At 69.3% G+C, this 19,171-nt stretch carries 15 protein-coding genes and 2 pseudogenes; 11 read left to right on the forward strand and 6 right to left on the reverse strand.

The genetic code is table 11. The annotated features are described in order from the left end of the window. Nucleotides 1-25: 25 nt before the first annotated feature. Both ACILSK_RS23950 and ACILSK_RS23955 read right to left on the reverse strand, forming a co-directional pair. Nucleotides 26-1,123 carry a M12 family metallopeptidase gene (locus ACILSK_RS23950; protein WP_395729703.1) on the reverse strand — a complete coding sequence of 366 codons (1,098 nt, stop codon included), beginning with the start codon at nucleotides 1,121-1,123 and terminating at the stop codon, nucleotides 26-28. Between the two features lie 597 nt (nucleotides 1,124-1,720). Continuing rightward, nucleotides 1,721-4,546, reverse strand: coding sequence for an AfsR/SARP family transcriptional regulator (locus ACILSK_RS23955; protein ID WP_395729704.1), 2,826 nt, complete (start codon nucleotides 4,544-4,546; stop codon nucleotides 1,721-1,723). A 179-nt stretch (nucleotides 4,547-4,725) separates the two neighbouring features. Between ACILSK_RS23955 and ACILSK_RS23960 the strand changes: the two genes are divergently transcribed. From ACILSK_RS23960 to ACILSK_RS23980, 5 genes and pseudogenes are all read left to right on the forward strand, one after another. Continuing rightward, nucleotides 4,726-5,352 carry a DUF1269 domain-containing protein gene (locus ACILSK_RS23960; protein WP_395729705.1) on the forward strand — a complete coding sequence of 209 codons (627 nt, stop codon included), beginning with the start codon at nucleotides 4,726-4,728 and terminating at the stop codon, nucleotides 5,350-5,352. Nucleotides 5,353-5,410: 58 nt separating this feature from the next. Continuing rightward, on the forward strand, nucleotides 5,411-6,049 hold the full coding sequence (locus ACILSK_RS23965; protein ID WP_395729706.1) for a hypothetical protein: 639 nt from the start codon (nucleotides 5,411-5,413) through the stop codon (nucleotides 6,047-6,049). Between the two features lie 26 nt (nucleotides 6,050-6,075). After that, nucleotides 6,076-7,494 carry a carotenoid oxygenase family protein gene (locus ACILSK_RS23970; protein ID WP_395729707.1) on the forward strand — a complete coding sequence of 473 codons (1,419 nt, stop codon included), beginning with the start codon at nucleotides 6,076-6,078 and terminating at the stop codon, nucleotides 7,492-7,494. A gap of 202 nt (nucleotides 7,495-7,696) precedes the next feature. Continuing rightward, the gene (locus tag ACILSK_RS23975) at nucleotides 7,697-9,694 is read left to right on the forward strand and encodes a DUF4157 domain-containing protein (protein ID WP_395729708.1); all 1,998 of its coding nucleotides are present in this window, start codon (nucleotides 7,697-7,699) and stop codon (nucleotides 9,692-9,694) included. 99 nt (nucleotides 9,695-9,793) lie between these two features. Continuing rightward, a pseudogene (locus tag ACILSK_RS23980) lies at nucleotides 9,794-10,024 on the forward strand (integrase core domain-containing protein); the annotation flags it as partial. 17 nt (nucleotides 10,025-10,041) lie between these two features. On the opposite strand, the pseudogene ACILSK_RS23985 reads toward ACILSK_RS23980, so the two are convergent. Both ACILSK_RS23985 and ACILSK_RS23990 read right to left on the reverse strand, forming a co-directional pair. Beyond that, nucleotides 10,042-10,901: pseudogene (locus ACILSK_RS23985) on the reverse strand (NAD(P)-dependent oxidoreductase). A gap of 296 nt (nucleotides 10,902-11,197) precedes the next feature. Then, complete coding sequence (locus ACILSK_RS23990; RefSeq protein WP_395729709.1) at nucleotides 11,198-12,115, reverse strand: LysR family transcriptional regulator; 918 nt, start codon at nucleotides 12,113-12,115, stop codon at nucleotides 11,198-11,200. An 83-nt stretch (nucleotides 12,116-12,198) separates the two neighbouring features. On the opposite strand from ACILSK_RS23990, the gene ACILSK_RS23995 reads away from it, so the two are divergent. The 3 genes from ACILSK_RS23995 to ACILSK_RS24005 are packed head-to-tail and all read left to right on the forward strand — an operon-like array spanning nucleotide 12,199 to nucleotide 14,773. Beyond that, the gene (locus tag ACILSK_RS23995) at nucleotides 12,199-13,395 is read left to right on the forward strand and encodes a thiolase family protein (RefSeq protein WP_395729710.1); all 1,197 of its coding nucleotides are present in this window, start codon (nucleotides 12,199-12,201) and stop codon (nucleotides 13,393-13,395) included. Between the two features lie 59 nt (nucleotides 13,396-13,454). Then, entirely contained in the window at nucleotides 13,455-14,105 is a 651-nt protein-coding gene (locus tag ACILSK_RS24000; protein ID WP_395729718.1) for a 3-oxoacid CoA-transferase subunit A, read from the forward strand. Next, nucleotides 14,102-14,773, forward strand: coding sequence for a 3-oxoacid CoA-transferase subunit B (locus ACILSK_RS24005; protein WP_395729711.1), 672 nt, complete (start codon nucleotides 14,102-14,104; stop codon nucleotides 14,771-14,773). The genes ACILSK_RS24000 and ACILSK_RS24005 overlap by 4 nt, the downstream gene beginning before the upstream one ends. Before the next feature lie 41 nt (nucleotides 14,774-14,814). On the opposite strand, the gene ACILSK_RS24010 is transcribed toward ACILSK_RS24005, so the two are convergent. Further along, nucleotides 14,815-15,894 carry a LacI family DNA-binding transcriptional regulator gene (locus tag ACILSK_RS24010; protein WP_395729712.1) on the reverse strand — a complete coding sequence of 360 codons (1,080 nt, stop codon included), beginning with the start codon at nucleotides 15,892-15,894 and terminating at the stop codon, nucleotides 14,815-14,817. 418 nt (nucleotides 15,895-16,312) lie between these two features. On the opposite strand from ACILSK_RS24010, the gene ACILSK_RS24015 reads away from it, so the two are divergent. From ACILSK_RS24015 to ACILSK_RS24025, 3 genes are all read left to right on the forward strand, one after another. After that, nucleotides 16,313-16,735: an alcohol dehydrogenase catalytic domain-containing protein gene (locus ACILSK_RS24015; protein WP_395729713.1), complete on the forward strand. Its 423-nt coding sequence runs from the start codon at nucleotides 16,313-16,315 to the stop codon at nucleotides 16,733-16,735. Between the two features lie 352 nt (nucleotides 16,736-17,087). Further along, nucleotides 17,088-17,747 (forward strand): hypothetical protein, encoded by a 660-nt coding sequence (locus ACILSK_RS24020; protein WP_395729714.1) that lies wholly within the window; start codon nucleotides 17,088-17,090, stop codon nucleotides 17,745-17,747. A 300-nt stretch (nucleotides 17,748-18,047) separates the two neighbouring features. Beyond that, nucleotides 18,048-18,272, forward strand: coding sequence for a hypothetical protein (locus ACILSK_RS24025; protein ID WP_395729715.1), 225 nt, complete (start codon nucleotides 18,048-18,050; stop codon nucleotides 18,270-18,272). A gap of 152 nt (nucleotides 18,273-18,424) precedes the next feature. Here the strand turns inward: ACILSK_RS24025 and ACILSK_RS24030 are convergent. Beyond that, on the reverse strand, nucleotides 18,425-19,171 hold a 747-nt coding region (locus tag ACILSK_RS24030; RefSeq protein WP_395729716.1), incomplete at its 5' end, for an aminoglycoside N(3)-acetyltransferase.

Genomic DNA, 19,171 nt, shown 5'->3' on the forward strand with positions numbered 1-19,171 from the left:
CAGCTCCGTTCGGTGAATTCGCGGTTCATTGGAACGTCGGAGACCAGCCGAGGACGTCGTACCTGGCTTCGAAGGTCACCGCGCCCCCGGTCAGGTTGGTGACGTTGATGAAGTACTTGAGCAACCCACCCGATTGCCGATCGATCTGCACCGACCATTCGAGTTGGGCCGGACCGTCCACGACCGGGCCGGTCGGGATGGCCGTCCATTCCACCCACCAGGCCGCCGGCCAACTATGGGTGAACCACCGGCCGGTCTGACCGGCGGCGACGGTGCCGACGAACTGGACGCCGCGGAAGACGGCCGCCGGTTCCAGGTTCGCGTACATGGTCCGCACGGCCTGGCAGTCGCCGGGGCTCAATCCATCGCGCTGCCCGATGGCCACATCGACGAGCGGCTCGATGGTGTCGCGGCCGTTGGCCGAAAAGGCCCACCGCGGGTAGTGCATGATCGAGTGGTAGTCGTACGGGCCGACGTCGTCGCCGTCGGTGATGTGCTGGTTGAAGTTGTGCGCCCGACCGGCCTGAATGTTGTCGAAGTTGATGCGCACGAACGTGTCCCGGTCCTCCCGGCTCTGCTCGTGCCAGGCCCCGACGGCGTGTGCGATCTCGTGGACGGCCGCGCCGAATTCGCAGCCGTCGCCCAGCGTGATGTCCTGTTGGTTGCCGCGGCGGCCGACGTTCGAGCTGCAGCCGTCGCCCGGGACGAACCGAACGAAGTCGGGGTACTGGGCCTGGTTGGCCGCGGTCCGCCGGACGAAGCGGATCCTGGTGTTCCGTTCCCAATGCGCGATCGCGTTGGTGACCCTGCCCTGGTCGGGCAGGCCATTGTCGATCTCGTACGGGACGACGCCGGCGGGCCACCGGAACTGCGCGCCGGGAATGATGACGCCCGCCTGCGCGGGATCGCCCAGCGCGGCCGCTTCGTCGGGCGAAATGAGGTTGAGGACGATGTCGCCCTCCACCAGCGGTCGCCCGTTCACCTCGGTGTACTGGACCGCCTTGGGTCCTCGGGTGGCCGTCTCGATCAGGCCCGTCCTCAGGTCATCACCGACCATGAAGGGCCCGAACCCTTCGGTTCGTCGCTCGTTGTGGGGGTCGGCCCCCTGCGGATCTTCTGCCATGGCACTCCCTCGGGTTGTTGGGGTCGGACGCCGGGCGTCCGCTGCCACTTGACGGATGACCCGACCAGACCCGCAGATACCGGAAATTCCGGACACGGGTTCTCGGCGAGCTGCCGACGAGGCGCAAGGCCATCGATCGGCGGGGTCTCGATGCCGGCCGGTGAACGCCACGGACGACCGTTGTGTCGCAATGACAACCCGCGGGCCGCGCCGAGAAGATCCACCACGACGGCACTTCGGGATCAAGGATGACAACAACGCCCGACGTACGGCCAGGCGTCGGACGATTGCCGCCGGCGCGGCCAGACCTTCCACGAGCAGCACCGTGACGTGGTCGGCGCGCCCGGCACCTCACCGACCACGATGGTCGTCAAGCCGAGATGAGCGCGACGCCGACAGGCGTTCACGAATCGGATATCACGGCATCGCCCGACCGGTGGAAAATGGCTCCCGACCAGGCGCCGCCGTCCGGCTGGACGACGGCCGCGGCGTCGACGCCCGGTTTCGGCCGGCCGCAGGCCGTCACCGCCGGCGCGCCGATCGGTCAGGACCCGACGAAGTGGGCGACGGTGGTGTCGACGCCGGTGCGCCGATCGGTCAGGACCCGACGAAGTGGGCGACGGTGGTGTCGACGCCGGCACTCCGGGCCTGATCGACCGCATCCTGGCCGAGCCTTGCGGCAAGGCCGGCCAGCATGCCGGCGACGGTCTCGTTCGGCGGCCAGGCCCGACCGGTCCCTCCGTGCTGCGCCTCGGCGGCCCCGAAGACGCGTAACGCTCCGGCCTCGTCACCGGTGAGAGCCAGTGCAGTGCCGTAGATCTCGAGGACGAAGATGTTGGTCCGCAGTCCGGACCGGACCGTTGCCCAGAGCGCGTCCCGGGCAACCGGGAGGGCTTCGCGATGCCGTCCGTCGCGGAGCAACAGCCGGGCCGCGGCGGCGGCCGCCGACCAGGCGGCGTGGTGGTTGTCGGCGCGGCGGGCGTCGTCGTGCAGCTGCCGCAAGGGACCGACCAGGTCGTCGCCCGGCGACGCAACCAGGTCCCTGATCAGCCGCGTGTGCCGGACGATGATCTCCAGCGGTTGCCGATCCGTCGCCAGCCCGGCCACGGTGTCGGCCGCCTCGGCCAGCAGGACGGCGTCGCCGACGACTCGAAGCGGTCCGGTCAGGACGGCAATTGCCTCCGCGATGTCGACGGCATCGGCTCCGGTGGCTCCGCGGGCGCCGGCCAGCCCGGCTCGGACGCGATCGCGTCCCTCGACCAGCTCACCGCGGACGAGCAGTTCGCACGCCAGGGCCAGGTCCAGGAGCACCCGGTCGGCGACCGTGTCGGCCGGGACCGGGGATCGGTCGGCCGCCTCCAACCAGCTCATGCCTTCGATCGGCATGCCGTTGAACGCCCAGAAGAAGCCCAGCCGGGCGGCGATCCCCGGCCCGGCCCCGGCCGGCGAGTCGACCAGGATGTGTTGCAGGGTGGCCCGCAGCGCGGCCAGGTCATCCTCGAGGACTTGGAACCAGGTGGCCTGCGCACTTGATCCCAGACGCGGACGCCTGCGCACGAGCCGCTCGATCCAGCGGTCGCGGACCTGGGCCGGTTCCTCGCCCGCTCGGCGGGCGACCTGGACTGCGTGTCCTCGGACGATGGCGAGTTGCGCGAACCGGGTTGACCCTTGTGCTCGGGCAGGCGCTCGGGGGCTGAGCAGCGAACGATGGACCAGGCCGGCGATCTCGTCCGCAACGGCAGCCTGGGTGCAGCCGAGGAGCCCGGCCGCCAGCTCGGCCGTGAAGGGTCCCGGCACCGCGGACGCCGCCCGGTGCAGCGCGGCGGCAGGCGACGGCAGGTCGCGGTAGCTCGTATCCACGGCGTCGAACACGGTGCGATGGTGGCGCGCACCGCGAGGGCGGCCGACCCGGCTCAGCGTCCCGGCGTCGGTACGAACCTGACCTGCGATCTCGAGCAGGGTGTAGGCCCGCGCCCGGCCCGCGGCGAGCTCGAGAGCGAGCGGGAGGCCGTCGACGGCATCGACGATCTCGGCGATCGCGAGCGTCGACGTCGGGTCGTCGAGATCGACCGGGGTGCCCGCCGCGGCGAGCCGCTCCCGCAGCAGTTCGGCCGCATCGGCGCGCGGCAGCGGCTCCAGCCAGAACAGATCCTCCCCGGCCACGCCCAACGGTTCTCGGCTGGTGGCCAGCAGGCTCGGTGCGTCGACCCCCGCGAGGTCGAGCAGCGGCTCCACGAGTTCCGCCACGTCGTCGAGCACGTGTTCGCAGTTGTCCAGGATCAGCAGCAGCCGGCGGCCGGCCAGCATCCGCGCAAGGTCCGCAACCGGATCGGCGGACCCGGTCCCGAGCGGCAGACCGAGCCCGGAGGTGATGGTGTCGAGCACGCGACCCGGCGCCGCGGCCATGAGGTCGACGAAACAGATTCCATGCTCGAAGTTCCCGGCCGCTCGCCGCCGGATCTCCAGGGCAAGCCTCGTCTTCCCGCAGCCCGCCGGCCCGACCACGGTGACCATGCATCCAGGACGGACAGCCGACAGCAGCGAACGCGTCTCCTCGGACCGGCCGACCAGACCGTGACCACCGGCCGCGCTGCCGGCCGACCGACGCGACGACGCCGCCAGCGACGGCGGCGGGGGTGCCGAAAGGGCGGGCTCCGCGGAAGGTGCCGGCTCGTCGTCCAGCAGCCGGGCGTGCAATCGCTGCAGCTCCGCTCCCGGTTCCAGACCGAGTTCGCCCACGAGGACGGACCGGGCGTCGGCATAGGCACGCAGCGCGTCGGACCGGCGACCGGTCTGCCGAAAAGCGGCGATCCGCAGCGCCCAGAGCCGCTCCCGCAACGGCTCCTCGGCCAGCATCACCTCCAGTTCGGCCAGTGCGCGGTCGGCCGCCCCGGTGGCCAGCAGGGCTCCGGCGAGCGTCTGCCGCAGCGCACCGCGGATCTGCTCCGCCCTGGCGACGGCGGCCAGCGCCCATTCCCGATCGGCCTGCCGCCCGAGCGGCCGGCCGCGCCACAACGCGATGCCCGCCTCCGCGGCCCGCAGTGCCTCGGGCGCGGCTCCCGCATCCAGCAGGCCGGCGGCCGTGTCCGCGAGCTCGGCCAGCAGTAGCGAATCGACCTGGTCCGGCCGGACGGCGAGCCGGTAGCCACCCGGCTCCCGGACCACGACGGCGGCGACCCGGCCGGCAGAACGGTCCGGCTCCAGGCGTCGACGCAGCCGAAAGATGTGCGAATCCAACGTCGAGGCGGACCGGCTGGTGGCCTGGTCACCCCACACGGCGTCGATGAGAGCGTCCGTGCTGACCGGGCGATCGGCGTGGATCAGCAACAGCCCCAGCGCCGCCTCCAGCCTGGCGCCGCCCACCGGACGGGCGATGCCGTCGTTCTCCACGAGCAGCGGCCCGAGATCGCGAAACCGCAGCACCGGCCCCTCGCTCTCACCCGCCCGCCGTCCGGACCCGGCCGCGCACGCCGACGACCCGCATCGGTTCCCGATGGTAAACGAAGGCCGTCGGCGGACCTCCGCCGTCCCGGGGGCCGACCTCCGCCGTCCCGACGAGCCGTTGAAGTTGAATTGAAGTGGCGGTGCGCATCCTGCGGTCCATGAGCAATACGACGATTCCGGCAGGCAAGCGACATGCGATCGCGGACAGCCGTTCGACGTCCGTGGCAACGCTGTCCGTCTGGATCTTCGGCACCGCGGACGCCGCGGCCCTCGCGCTCCGCTCCTGCGAGAGCGCCCAACGGCAGGGTCGGCTCCGGATCAGCGACAGCGCCGTCGTGCAATGGCCACCGGACCACGGTCGGCCCAGCGGCTACCAGTGCGGCACGGCCGACGGATCCGCCGAGTTGTCCGGCGCTTTTTGGGGTCTGGTGTTCGGCGCGGTGCTCCTGGCCCCGCTGGCCGGACTCAGCGGGCCGATCTGGCCACCGGACGGCCTGGATCGCATCGGGTTGCCGGGCCCGCTCCTCGAAAAGCTGCAGTTGCTCATCCGGCCGGGCGTATCGGCCCTGTTCGTCCTGAGCGACGCCGACCTGGCCCGGATCCGGCTCGCCGCCATGCGGGCCGATCGCGCCGGACGGCCGCCGCACTGTGTAGCGGCGCGGCTGTCCCGGGAACAGAGCCGCCTGTTGCGCCGCGCCTTCGGGACCGGCGAGCGCATCGAGGCCGACGCCGACGCGACCGGCACCGGCGGCGAAGCCGAATTGAAGTCGCTGCCGCTCCACTGAGCACACCCCCTCGGGCCGGATCTGCCCCGGCCCACCCCACCGAAAGGAACTCCATCCCATGAACATGAAGAACCTGCTGCTGAGCTTTCTGCCCTGGATCGTGTTCAGCGTCGTCGTGCACCGGGCGGGCGCAGCCGTCGCGGGCATCGCGGCGCTGCTCGCCGTCGCCGTGTCGCTGGTGATGGTGCTGCGCGACTCCACCCGCGGTGGCATCAAAACCATCGACGCGACCGGGGTGCTCATCTTCGGGGCGCTGGCCGTCTACGCCTTCGCCGGCGGACCCGAGGCGGCCAGCTGGGTCGCGGACGACGGCCGGGCCGCGGCCGCGGTGGTGGTCGGCATCGTGATGCTGGGATCCTCGTTGTTCGTGCCGTTCTCGGAGCAGTACGCCAGGGAGTCGGTGCCGCAGGAATTCTGGGCCTCGCCGAAGTTCCGGGCGATCAATCGTCAGATCAGCGCGCTGTGGGGCGGCATCATGCTGGTCATGTCGACCTGCCACTTCCTGGCCGGCTACCTGGACCCGGCCGGGTCGGTCGCCGACGGTACGGTGAACGCCACCGGTCCGGTGAACATCGTGTTGAACTGGCTGATCCCGGCCGGCCTGGTCGTTTTGGGCTACCGGGTCACCAAGAGCGTCTCCGCGAGCGCCTCCCGTCCGGCCGGGTCGAACCCGTCCACCACGCCGGTCGGCCGCTGACCGGTCCGAATGCTCCAGGAGTCCTGATGATCGCGCCCACCCGACCGGCTCCACAGCCGATCGACATATCCGCCGAACCCCACCTGTCCGGGGTCTTCGCCCCGACCGTCGATGAGATCGACGTCTACAACCTGCCGGTCGAGGGCGAGTTGCCCGAGGGCATCGACGGCGACTACCTCCGCAACGGGCCGAACCCTCGGTTTTCCCCGCTGGGTGGGTACGTCTTCCCGCTGGACGGTGACGGAATGCTGCACCGGGTCCGCATTCGCGACGGGAAGGTCGGCTACGGCAACCGTTTCGTCCGGACCCCGACGCTGGCGGCCGAGGAACGGGCGGGACGGGCGCTGTGGGGCGGCTTCGGCGGCGGCCTGTTCCGGCCGTCCGCCGACGAGGTCGGCCCGGACCTTGCCCGCACGGTCAAGGACATGCCGGACATCAACGTGGTCCGGCACGGTGGCAAGCTGCTCGCCCTGGCCGAGGCGGCCAACCCGTTCCTGATCGACGACGACCTGGCCACCCTCGGACGTGAAACCTTCGGCGGCCACCTGCCGGCCGGTATGACCGCGCACCCGAAGATCGATCCCCGGACCGGGGAGATGGTGGTCCTGAACTACCAGTTCTCCGCACCGCACCTGACCTGGGCGGTGATCGGCCCCGACGGCACCGTGGTGCGATCACCGACGCCGGTTCCCGGTGTCGACCGGCCCCTGATGGTGCACGACATGGCTCTGACCGCAACCTACGTCGTGCTGGTGCTGGCGCCGTTCTTCTTCGACCTGGCCGGTGCCCACCGCGGCGGGTCGTTGTTGTCCTGGGAGCCCGACGAAGGCACCCGGATCGCCCTGATCCCCCGCGACGGCGGCCGGGTGCGGTGGCTGGCCGGTGAGACGTTCTGGATGTGGCACGCCGCCAACGCCCATGACACGCCTGACGGGAACGTGGTGCTGGACTTCGTCCGGTGGTCGGCACCCGCGCTGGTCTCCGAGCACGCGGCGAGCGATCTGGCCCGGCTCGTGCTGGACCCGACGACGGGATCGGCCACGGTCTCCACGCTCGCGGACCGCGGCATGGAGTTCCCGCGCGTCGACGACCGGCAGACCGCCGCCGATCATCGGGTGATCGGCACCGCCTTGCAGTCGGGTCGGCGGGAGTTGCTCGGCGGGGATGCCGACATGCTCGGCTGGTACGACAACGCGGACGACAGCTTCACCACCTGGGACGCCGGCAACCTCGCGGTCGGTGAGCAGTCGTTCGTCCCGCTCCCCGGTGACCCCGACCCGACCCGCGGGTGGTGGACCACGATCGCCACCGACCGGACCGATCACACCAGCCGGTTGTTGATCATCCCGGCCGCCGACCCGGCATCCGGCCCGGTCGCCACCGTGGCCCTGCCCCAACGGGTCCCGCTCGGTCTGCACGGTTCCTGGCAGCCGACCGAGGAATGACGCGCGCCCCGCAGACCAGATCCCGACCGCTCGAACAGGAGCCTCACCCTCGACTGGATCGCCGATCGCCCGCAGCTCGCAGGGTCGCCGGCGGAATGATGCACGCCAGGGCAATCACATTCACCGGCCGGGTCGCCGGTCGTGTGCGGCCGGTGGGCCTGAACGGATTGTGCTCACGAGCCGAGCGGCGCACAGTAACGCGGTGACCAGTTCGTTCGAAGCGGCACGCCGCCCGCGCCGACGCCCGGACGAGCCGCGGACCGACCAGCTCGAAGCCTCGCCTTCGATGATGGACGCGGTCCCGGTTCGCAGATCGGCGTACCTGGTCGGCTCGGTCGATGACCCGGCTGAGGCCGCGGCCGACGCGCTGGCCAGCCGAGCCCTGGGTGCCCTCCCATCGTCACCGACCCCCACCGCCGGGATCCGTGCTCGGTCCGACGTTGCCGGTGCGCCCTCGATCGGGCGATCCGGTGGAGCGGTTCCGGACGCAACCGGCCGTATGTTGGATCTGCTCCGCGGGTCCGGTGATCCGCTGCCGACGACGGTCCGCGCTCCCATGGAACGCGCGTTCGGCACCAACCTCGGTGACGTCCGCGTGCACTCCGGGCAGCCGGCCGCGGCCCTGAACCGGAACATGGGTTCGATCGCTTTCACGGTCGGACGGGATGTGGTGCTGGGCAGCGGAACGGCCGCGTCGGCACATCCGCACGTCCTCGCGCACGAGCTCGCGCACACTGTGCAGAACGCGTCCGACACTCAGGTCCGCCGCCGTATCGCCCCCGAGGCAGCGATCATTCGGCGACTGGTCGGGTTCGAGGTGGAACTGCGGATCCCGACCATCGCCCGCAACGCAACGACGCCTCTCGGCCAGGTGATGGGAGGGCCCGCGCCGGACCCGTTGGTCGGTACCTTCTTTGCCGGCGGCCAGCCGGACAAGTGCGAGATGGGCGCGATCAGCACCGGTTTGGGCGACAAGATCGGACTGTCGTCGGATCATGACACGACGATGGCCAAGCACGGTCGGAGCTACTTCGACGCGCTGGCCAGCCGCTACGGGGCCGCCATGAAGGGGGCGAAATATGCCCCGCTGAGCAACCTCGAATACGGAACCCCGGCCCTGGACGAGCTCGCGCCGAAGTCGGACGCGGCGTTCCATCAGATGGCCACCACGATAGACACGCACGCCAACAAGATCCTTTCCGCGAATCCGGACCGCGCAATGGGTAACATTGACGGAGCGATGCTATTCATGACCGGAGTTCCGGTCGCTCAACTGGACAAATGGCTGACCCGAGCCGGCAACGACCAGGAACGTGACCAGGCGCGCGAAGAGCTGCAAAAGCACATCAGCTGGATGATGTATATCCAGGCCACGGTGGGCGTCTTGCCGTCCGGCCTCATCCCCCTCTACGCCAGCCAGCTGGCGAGCATCCCCGAGGCGGAGACCGACGGGGAGCCCCTGGCCGCCATCAATGAGGCCGCGGCCGCAGTGGTCGTGCTGTCCAAACAGCTGCTGCAGCTGCCCCAGCTCAAGAAACTTGGTTTGGGGGCCAACGACCAGATCGTCGTGGCGGGTATTCTCACCATGGCGGCATCGCACGCCATCGGACGCGCGATGCTACAGACCAACCTCGTCAGCGGCAGCGACAAGAACGCCGTCCAGCTGTTCAACAAATTCGCATCGAATAAGCTGGTTTCCGACTCAGCCAGTTCGGGGGTGCGCAAGCGTTTCAACGGCCAGGCCGACGATGTGGAGATCATCAAGCTCGTCCGGTCGGCTGCCGAATGCATCCACCAGGCGCCGCAAACCACCGTCGACCACTGGAGAGGCGAGCCCTATCAAGCCGAGCGCGTCAGCCGCCCCCGTCTATACGGACGCAAGAGCGCCGACCCGACCACCGCCACTGCCGACCTGATCCGGGACTGGTTGACCGGTTCGGCCACCATCGACGTTCTGCGGTCCGGTGATCCTGGAAACATCTACCGGCCGGATCCGCTGCCCAAGGCGCTCGAGAGTAAGGGGGGTAAGACTCAGCAAGGCGTGACGCTGGAAATGCGTTGGATCTTGGAGTTCCCGGACGGCCCCGGTCAGCTGTGGCCGGTCTTCAGATCAGTGCTCGCCGAGGTGCGGGCGGCCAATACGGCCCACCTCACCGCGCCGGACCGGAAGGAGATCATTGCGGCCACCGCTGAGGGCTGAGGGCTGAGATGGCACCTATCCATCGAGTTCGGCACCAGACGGGGCTGAATCCCCCCGGTGAGTCCGGAGACTCCAGAACTTGGGAAGGCGGTGGACAGCCTGGACAAGGCCGAAGTGATCCGGCACCGCGGCCCCTGGCGCAGCATCGACGCCGTCGAGTTCGCCACCGCCGAATGGATCGACTGGTACAACCACCGGCGTCTGCACGAGTACTGCGGCGATATCCCACCCGCCGAACTCGAGGACGCGTTCTACGCTCACCACCGAGCCCAGCAACCCGCCGGGCTCACCGTTTGCGACAGTCTCCGGACATGCCGGGGGGTCCAATGACGTTCTCGCCAGAGTGATCATCCGAGATGCTCAGATGCCTTGGCGGACATGAGAGGCGTGTTGCAGGGGTAGCGCGGTGAATCTCCGGAGAGGACGCGCACCACGTCCTCGGCGGCCTTCGTCCGCAGTTCGATGAGGGACTCGTCGGAGGAAAACGCGACATGCGGAGTGATGACAGCAGCGGGATGATCGCGCAGACGCTGGTCGACATTCGGCTCATCTTCCAACACGTCCAGTGCAGCACCCCCGATGTGCCCTGAGGCGAGAGCGTGAGCCAGTGCATCGGTATTGACCAGTCCACCCCTGCTGACGTTCACCAACAGCGCTCCTGGACGCATCCCGGCGAGCTGCTCGGCGCCGATGAGGTGGTGGGTTCCTGGTGTGAGCGGCGCATGCAGAATGACGATGTCCGAGACTGCCAGTAGCTCGTCCAAGAGCTCGCCCCGACGACAGCATCCCCGTGGAAGTTCGGATCGCTGGCGATGACTCGACAGCCGAAGCCGCTCAGCTTGCCCGCCGTGGCCCGTCCTATCCGTCCGTATCCGACGATGCCGACGGTCTTGGATCGCAGGCGGCTCACCCGAGCGCCGGCGGGATTCCAGTTGCCGTTGCGCACATCTCGATCGAAGGCAGAGATACCTCGCATCCGATCCAGAACCAGACCCACGGCGGATTGCGTCGGCGGACACGTTCGCCCAGCACGTCCTGATTGCCACCGGGTTGTGCCGGTCGACCAGCGCTTCGATCTCGGTGGCCGGCACCGGATCCGCGGGCCCGGCGACAAGTGCCAGCCTGCGTCCAACAGGATGCGGCGTTCGATGTCGTCGTCGGGCCAGGCCCTGTCGGTCAGCAGTACTACCCCTTTGTCGCGATGCATGGACGCTCCTGTGCGTAGTTGTTGCCAGCCGATCAAGATTGCTGCGTAAGGCCTGAACCACCGGGGCCACCACGTACGCCGGCTGGGCGGCCTTCTGCTCCACCCGGAGCCGTGTCTGCTCAATCATCGGCGTGTCATCCGCCAACGAGCGACCCCCCGTGGCCACCGGCAGATTCAAACCTGTCCGCGATGTGCCGCGCCGTCATCGCCTGAAGGATGGATCTTGCTAACGTTAGCACGGTCAGGTAATTCCGCTCGGGGGTCGCCGTGGGGTGACCGAGATGTCCTGTCGTCGATCAAGTGTCGCCTCGGGGTGGGAGGTCATTATCGTTCGACCGGGCGGCGGCGCGGATCACCGCGGCAGCGCGGCGGACCGCCGGGACCGGGTCGACGCGGTGGGCCAGGGCCAGCGGCACCTCGATGGGCGGCCCCGTCAGCGGGCGGTAGACCACCCCGTCGAGCTGCAGCGCACGGACCGCTTCGGGCACCAGGCCGACGCCCAGGCCGGCGGCAACGACGGCGACCAAGGTCCCCGTCTCGCCCACCTCGATGACCTCGGGCTCGAAGCCGGCTGCCCGGCAGGCATCCAACACCAGTGGCTGCATGGTCGACTTGCGCCCCGACGGGTGCGCCACAAGTGGGTCGCCGGCCAGGTCGGACAGGCGGACATGCTCGCACGCGGCGTAGCGATGGTCGCGGGGAAGCACCACCACCAGCGGCTCCCGCCGCAGCTCCTCCACCCTCAGCCCCGCGGGCGCCGAGCCACTGGGTCGGAGCACGGCGACGTCGAGCTCGTCGCGCACCACCCGGTCGAGAAGATCGGGGCCCAGTAGTTCCCCGCGCAGCTCGAGCTCGAGGCCGGGAAGTTCCTTGCGCATGCGGCGAGCGACGCTGGGAAGCAATTCGTAGGTCGCCGTGCCGACGAAGCCGAGCCGCACACGGCCGACACGGCCGGCACTCACCAGAGCGAGGTCGGCGGTGGTGCGGTCGATGACGGCAAGGGCTTGCCGCGCCCGCTCGGACAGGAGCCGGCCTGCTTCCGTGAGCTCCGCGCGTCGGGTGGATCTGTCGAGCAGGCGCACCCCCAGCTGCTGCTCCAGTTGCTTGAGCTGCTGGGACAAGGCCGGCTGCGCGATGTGCAGCCGCGCGGCGGCACGCCCGAAGTGTTGCTCCTCGGCGAGGACGACGAACGAGCGCAGCAGGCGGATCTCCATGGAGGAAACATATGCACTTGCCTTATCAATCGTCCATCGTTTGGTCTTGGACGAAGCATGAGTCACTCGCCTAGCGTGCTGTCATGCCGTCCAGCCACCTCTACGCCAGCGCCCGCACGCCGTTCGGACGCTTTGGTGGTGCCCTCGCGGGCGTCCGCCCCGACGACCTGGCCGCCACCGCGCTGACCGCGGTGCTCGACCGGGTGCCGTCGCTCGATCCGGACCGCATCGACGACGTCGTCTGGGGCTGCGCCAACCAGGCCGGCGAGGACAACCGCAATGTCGGCCGTATGGCTGTCCTGCTCGCCGGCCTGCCCACCTCGGTGCCCGCGACCACGGTCAATCGGCTGTGCGGCTCGTCTCTGGACGCGGCGGTCTTTGCCTCCCGCGCCGTGGAGGCCGGGGACGCCGATGTCGTGGTCGCGGGCGGCGTCGAGTCCATGTCCCGCGCCCCATGGGTGGTGCCCAAGCCCGAACGTGCCTACCCCGCCGGCGATGTGACCGCGGCGTCGACCACCCTGGGGTGGCGTCTGGTGAATCCGGCGATGCCGAAGCTGTGGACCGCATCGCTGGGTGACTGCAACGAACAGCTGGCCGAGCGGCTGGGCATCTCCCGTGAGCGGCAAGATGTCTTCGCCGCACGCTCCCACCAGCTGGCCGCGCAGGCTTGGTCCGAGGGCTTCTTCGACGACCTCGTCAGCCCCGTGGCCGGCGTGCAGTTGCCGCGCGACGAGTGTGTCCGCGACGGATCCACTCCGGAGGCTCTGAGCCGGCTCAAGCCCGCGTTCCGCGGCCCCACCGAGGGCACCATCACCGCCGGTAACGCCAGCCCGCTCAGCGACGGGGCGGCCGCACTTGTCATCGGATCGGAGGCCGCCGCGGATCTGCTCGGCGGCGCCCCGCTCGCTCGGATCGCCGGACGTGCCGTTCATGCCCTCGACCCGCAGGACTTCGGCATCGCTCCCGTCGAGGCGGCCAATGCCGCCCTCGCGCGCGCCGGCGTCCGCTGGTCGGACGTCGGCGCCGTCGAACTCAACGAGGCATTCGCGGTGCAATCGCTGGCCTGCCTGGATGCCTGGGACGTCGATCCCGACGTGGTCAACGTCTACGGTGGCGCCATCGCCCTCGGCCACCCGCTGGGCGCCTCCGGTGCCCGCGTGTTGAGCACGCTGGCGAAGGTGCTGCGGGAACTGGACACCCGCTGGGGCGTGGCCGCGGTCTGCATCGGCGTGGGCCAAGGCGTGGCCGTGGTACTGGAGAACCAGGAGGCAAGCCGATGAGCCGCACACGCTTTCACGTCGGCGGCGACGCGGCGGACACCGCCATCGCCGCCGCCGACATCCGGCCGGGGTCGACCGTCTTCGTCGGGGGCTTCGGCATGGCTGGCATGCCGGTGATGCTCATCGACGCCCTCATCCGTCACGGCGCCGATGAGCTCACCGTCATCAGCAACAACGCCGGCAACGGCGACACCGGCCTGGCGGCGCTGCTGGCGGCCGGGCGGGTGCGCAAGGTCGTCTGTTCCTTCCCGCGCCAGTCCGATTCGTGGGTCTTCGACGGCCTGTACCGCTCCGGGCGTGTCGAACTGGAAGTGGTGCCGCAAGGCACGCTGGCCGAGCGGATGCGGGCCGCCGGCGCCGGCATCGCCGCCTTCTACTGCCCGACCGGTGTGGGCACGCTGCTGGCTCAGGGCAAGGAGACTCGCGTGATCAACGGCCGCGAGTGCATTCTCGAGATGCCGTTGGGCGCAGACGTCGCATTGATCGGGGCCCACCGCGCCGATCGCGTCGGCAACCTGGTCTACCGCAAGACTGCCCGCAACTTCGGCCCCGTGATGGCGGCGGCGGCGACGACCACGATTGTGCAGGTCAACGAGGTCGTCGAGACCGGCGCGCTCGATCCGGAGGCAGTGGTCACGCCAGGAATCTACGTCGATCATGTGGTCGACCTGTCGACGGCGCACACGACGACACAGGAGCCCAGCGTATGAGCACTCGAACCGGCACCGTCGAACATCTCGATCGCGGACCGCTCTCACGCGAGGAAATGGCGGCCACCGTCGCCCGCGACATTCCTGACGGCGCCTTCGTCAACCTCGGCATCGGGCAGCCCACCAGCGTCGCCGCCCACCTGCGCCCGGCCAGTGGCGTGGTGCTGCACACCGAGAACGGCATGCTCGGCATGGGACCGGAGGCGCACGGGAACGACATCGACCCGGACCTGACCAACGCCGGCAAGATCCCCGTCACCGAGCTGCCCGGTGCCGCCTACTTCCACCAGGCCGACTCCTTCGCCATGATGCGCGGCGGTCACCTTGACATCTGCGTGCTCGGTGCCTTCCAGGTTTCCGCTCGCGGAGACATCGCCAACTGGCACACGGGCGCTCCCGATGCCATTCCGGCCGTCGGCGGCGCGATGGATCTGGCCACGGGCGCCAAGGAGGTGCTGGTGATGATGGGGTTGTTCGCCAAAGATGGCTCCGCCAAACTCGTCCCGTCCTGCACGTACCCGCTGACCGGAGCCAGGTGCGTCAGCCGCGTCTATACCGAGGTGGCGCTGTTCGACGTGAGCGGACCTGAAGTCGTGGTCCTGGAGACCTGGGGCACGACGGTGTCGGCGCTCGGCGACCGACTCGACGTGCCGCTTTCCACCCAGTGAGGTCATCGAGGAGCGCCGACAAGGCCGCGACCGAATCTGCCCTAGGCCGAGGCGCTTTCCTTCGCGATCCGCGCGCCGACCGCCGGCGCCATGGACCCGACGGGGCGGGCGGCTGCGTCGGTGGCGCTGCCACGCACGACCAGTGTCCCCGCCGCGGTGGATGAATACGGACGGACATCCGTCGTCGAGAGGCCTTGGCTGATGTGGTTGATCAACCAGAGAGCACTGGAGACCGCGAGCTGCTCGGTGGGCAGGGAGACCGTGCTCAGACCTGGTCCCCACCACGACCACCCGGGTTCGTCACCGAATCCGACGACGCCGAGCCCGGAGGGGACGGAGATCGCCAGCCGCCGGATCTCTTCCAGCAGGCTGCGGGTGACCTGGACGGATCCACAGACGACCGACGTCGGTGGGTCTGCCGCGCCGAGGAGGACCCGCAGGGCCGTGGGCCCCAGGTCGCCGGAGGCCGGCGCTCCGAGGCGGATCAGGTCCGGGTCCTGGTCGAGATCGGCCGCCGCCAGTGCTCGCTGATAGCCACGGATCCGGGCGGCCCCGGTGGACAGGTCGGCCGACCCGCCGATGAAGGCGATGCGTCGATGTCCCAGGTCGACGAGGTGCTGCGTCGCCTGCTGGACGGCGTGCTCGTCGTCGATGCCGAACCAGACCTCGCTGAGCCCCGCTGCCCGGCGCAGCATCTGTACGTGCGGAAAGGTTGCGAGCAGACGCACCGTTTCGGCGGTCGGCCGGGCGGTCGGGACGATGAGCGCTCCCGCAACCCTGGACGCCGCCATGGCCCGCACGTGCCGCAGTTCGACGCCCGGGTCGTCCGCAGACTCGCCGAGCATCATTTGCAGCCCATGGCGAAGGAATACCCCGGACAACGCATGGGCGATGGTGGCGTAGAAGCCGTTGCTGATGTCGGGGACGACGACGGCGACCGTGTCGCTCGCCGCGCCCCGAATCAGCCGGGCGGCATGGTTGGCGACGTAGCCCATCTCGCGGGCCGCCTTGACGACCCGCGCCCTGGTGGATTCGCTGATGCGGGGGTCATCGGCCAGTGCGCGTCCCACCGTCGACGTGGACACGCCGAGCTTCTCTGCGACGTCTCGCGCCGTCGTCATGGCCCCTCATCTCCTGGCCAGTCCGCGCGGCCGTCGACCGAACCCTTACGTCGACCGCGACGCCGTCTGCCGTCATCCGGCGGCGACCACTCCAGCGCAGTCCGACCGCTTCGGTCATGCTATCGATGGCCAGGCGGAATGGCCAGCCCGGCCCGAGTGCTGGGCCGCCGGAGGCTTGCACGACGACCGGGACACCCCGCGGACGTCCCCCGTGAGCTGCCTCGATACCCCGGCCGATGGGCGGTGCCGGAGCACTCGAGCCACCCGGTCAGGCCACCCCGGACCGCTCTTGACGGCAGGCTGCGCCTGCGGTGTGCTACCGATGGCACGAACAAGTGGCCAGGCCCGGGATCGACGAAGGCCACCCCTTCGAAACGGGCAGCGCAGCTGCCGACAGAGAGGACCTGCAGTGGCAAAGATGCGAGCTGCACGGATGCACGCGCGCCATGAGCCCTTCGTCGTGGACGAGGTGGACATCCCCACCCCGCGTCCGACGGACGTGCTGATCAAGGTCGAGGCCTGCGGCGTCGTGCCCAACCTCGGCAACGTCCTGAGCTTTCTGCCGGAGTGGTGGCCCCACTTGACCTTTCCGCCATTGCCATCGATCTACGGTCTCGACGTGGCCGGTGTGGTGGCCGCCAAGGGCGAGCAGGTGCGAGGCATCGAGGTCGGTCAGCGGGTCTATGTGAACCCGGCTCGCTCGTGCGGCGGTTGCCACGCGTGTCGGACCAGCGACCCCCAGCATTGCCCGGCCTACACCTTCGCCGGGTACTTCGGGTTCGGCCGGGGTCGGCTGAATTGTCCGCCGATTACCCCTACGGCGGATTCTCGGAGTTCATGACCGCACCCCAATCCAGCCTGGTCACCATCCCGGACAACCTGTGCCGTCGAGTTGGGTCTCGCGTGTCGGTCAGTGACTCGTTGGGCTAGCGCCCGAGCTGCGAAATGAGGATCCTTTGTCTAACTTGATCGGCGAGGGAGCAGCCATGCGGCCGGCGCGTGATGAGACTGGCGATCGTCACGGCATGCGCACGTGCCGGCTGCGGGCGGCGAGATGCGCGGCCGCTGTCCTCGTGGTCGCCGTGGTCAGTGCGGCCTGCTCATCGTCCTCGGGGGGAACCTCTGGTACAGAAGTCAGTTCGCCGCAGTCGTCGAGTCACACCGCCGCCTCGTCGTCATCCTCCGCAGCGCCGATGAAACCCACCGGGCCAGCACTCTGCCCGAACGTCGAAGGAGGCTCATGTCTGGGTGACCTGTTCGCGGGCACGGAATACGCAACCCAAGTGTTTCATCCGCAATTGACGTATAGCGTGCCGATCGCCGGTTGGTCGAACTACGAAGACACTCCAGGGAACTTCTTACTAGTACCCCCGCAGAATGACCTCCCTGGTGTCAATGCGGGCACATCTGACTTTCTTGGTGTCTACACTGCGATCTCGCCATCGCGCATTGTTGAGCCCGAGGGCTGCTCCACCGAGCTCCTACCTGATGCTGGGGCGTCACCGGAGGCAATGGCGTCTTGGTTTCAGCAGCAGCCCGACCTTGATGCGACGCAGCCGGCTCCCGTACAGATCGATGGCTTACAAGGTGTCGTCATCGATCTGCGCTCGAAACCGGCCGCCGACCAAAGCTTCTGCATCATCGATGGAAAGCAGATCGACGTGGCGGGGCTCTTCAGTGGAGTTCCCCCGTCTTCATTGGACCACGCCGTCATACCGGGCATGACGATGCGCTTGTACCTGCTCGCCTTCGGAGGCAAGGTCCTCGGCATCGAACTCGACGACATCGATTCGGCACCCGGGGACCTCGCCCAATTGAGCTCAGTGGCGACCAGCCTCAAGTTCGCGTCGTAGTCAACCGTGTTGGCCCTCGCCAGGGGCGGCTTGGAGGCATCCGAGGCGAACCGGCCCACACCGCTGTTCACCCGCGGACCCTGTCATGGCGCTCGTCTGAATCTTCCCCAGACCTGCTGGTTAAATTTGCATGGCCGGGTGGCTCCGCTTCATCGATCACTCGGGAGGACGAACGTGGGACGCATAGGCACTCGTCCGACGCCGGAGGGCCTGGTCGATCCCCGCGGTCGCCGGTCACCTGGCCGCCGACCACAGGACGGGCCGGGAGACGCTGCGCCGCCGGCCAGCGGGGAGCGCGGCATGGCCGACGAGTACGTCCTGCGTCTGGCCGAGCGGGCGGCCGAGGCCGTCCGAGAGCTCAACCACCGCACCCGAGACCCGGGCGTGTTCACTGGGCCGGCCCAGCTGTACCGGCTGATCGGCGAGCTTGCTCTGGTCGCAGCCCGGCTCCCGCAACTACTGGACCAGCTCGACCACTGGCTGTCCGCGGAACTCGACCTCCTGGGTGACGGAAACCAGACCTGACCTGGGAAATTTCATGACTGCTGACATTGGGCGTCCGGCCGCACACGTCCCCTTCGCGCCGCGGCCGCTTGGGGTCGGCCGGCCAATTGCACCGGCGAAATCACACGGCCCCGGCGAGGCTTCTTCATCACGGCACGGCGCTCCCCGAGACATCAGTCGGGCTGGACCCGATCCTCCCGGCGGGATCGGTGCTCAGCGAACCACCGGGCGGCGTAGTCGACCAACGGGCGCTGCGGGACCAGCCGGGCCGTCGCATCCCCTACCCGCCCGACGCGCTGCTGGCCCGTGTCCCGGGCGAAGTCCGCCCCGACGGCATCGAAGTCATCGTCCTGAACGACGATCTCGGCGTACTCCACCCACCGACGCCGGCCGTTCACCAGCAGCGGCGCCCCGTTCCGCATTGTCTCCGTCAACGTGCCGCTGCGGTGCTCGGCCAGGTGCAGGATCGTGCTCTTGTCATGTCCCACGCCGAGCAGCAGGGTGTGCCCGTCGAGGTCGTACATCGCCTTGAGCGGTGACCGCTCACCGTTGGGCGAGTCCAGGTCGTGCACGGCGACGATCTGAGCGGCATGGGGTCCCAGCGCGGCGAACGACCGGTGGGGATGGCCGCTGCGGACCACGTCCGGAATGCTGCGGAACAGCTCCGCGACGGCGCCCATCGTCCGGGTCGGCGTGACCGCGGGATCGTAGGCGGGCAGGTTGTCGCGAATCAGCGACCAGACCTCGCGGGGAACGTCGGGATCGGCCAGGTACTCGGGGTCGCACAGCTGCCAGGACTGCGCCGGCATCACCACCGTTCCCGACGGGCCGACGGCCCGGAGCAGAGCCTCGATGACCGCTTGTTCGCCGCCGACGACCCGGCCCAGCCGAGAGAGGGAGATATGCGCGAGGACGACCGC

The sequence above is a fragment of the Nakamurella sp. genome, assembly GCF_044224575.1.
Taxonomy (GTDB): domain Bacteria; phylum Actinomycetota; class Actinomycetes; order Mycobacteriales; family Nakamurellaceae; genus Nakamurella.

Excerpts from the sequence above, each read along its gene's own strand:
- ACILSK_RS23950 (WP_395729703.1), bottom strand. The coding sequence starts at position 1,123 with ATGGCAGAAGATCCGCAGGGGGCCGACCCCCACAACGAGCGACGAACC.
- ACILSK_RS23960 (WP_395729705.1), top strand. The coding sequence starts at position 4,726 with ATGAGCAATACGACGATTCCGGCAGGCAAGCGACATGCGATCGCGGAC.
- ACILSK_RS23965 (WP_395729706.1), top strand. The coding sequence starts at position 5,411 with ATGAACATGAAGAACCTGCTGCTGAGCTTTCTGCCCTGGATCGTGTTC.
- ACILSK_RS23970 (WP_395729707.1), top strand. The coding sequence starts at position 6,076 with ATGATCGCGCCCACCCGACCGGCTCCACAGCCGATCGACATATCCGCC.
- ACILSK_RS23990 (WP_395729709.1), bottom strand. The coding sequence starts at position 12,115 with ATGGAGATCCGCCTGCTGCGCTCGTTCGTCGTCCTCGCCGAGGAGCAA.
- ACILSK_RS23995 (WP_395729710.1), top strand. The coding sequence starts at position 12,199 with ATGCCGTCCAGCCACCTCTACGCCAGCGCCCGCACGCCGTTCGGACGC.
- ACILSK_RS24005 (WP_395729711.1), top strand. The coding sequence starts at position 14,102 with ATGAGCACTCGAACCGGCACCGTCGAACATCTCGATCGCGGACCGCTC.
- ACILSK_RS24010 (WP_395729712.1), bottom strand. The coding sequence starts at position 15,894 with ATGACGACGGCGCGAGACGTCGCAGAGAAGCTCGGCGTGTCCACGTCG.
- ACILSK_RS24015 (WP_395729713.1), top strand. The coding sequence starts at position 16,313 with ATGCGAGCTGCACGGATGCACGCGCGCCATGAGCCCTTCGTCGTGGAC.
- ACILSK_RS24020 (WP_395729714.1), top strand. The coding sequence starts at position 17,088 with ATGAAACCCACCGGGCCAGCACTCTGCCCGAACGTCGAAGGAGGCTCA.
- ACILSK_RS24025 (WP_395729715.1), top strand. The coding sequence starts at position 18,048 with ATGGCCGACGAGTACGTCCTGCGTCTGGCCGAGCGGGCGGCCGAGGCC.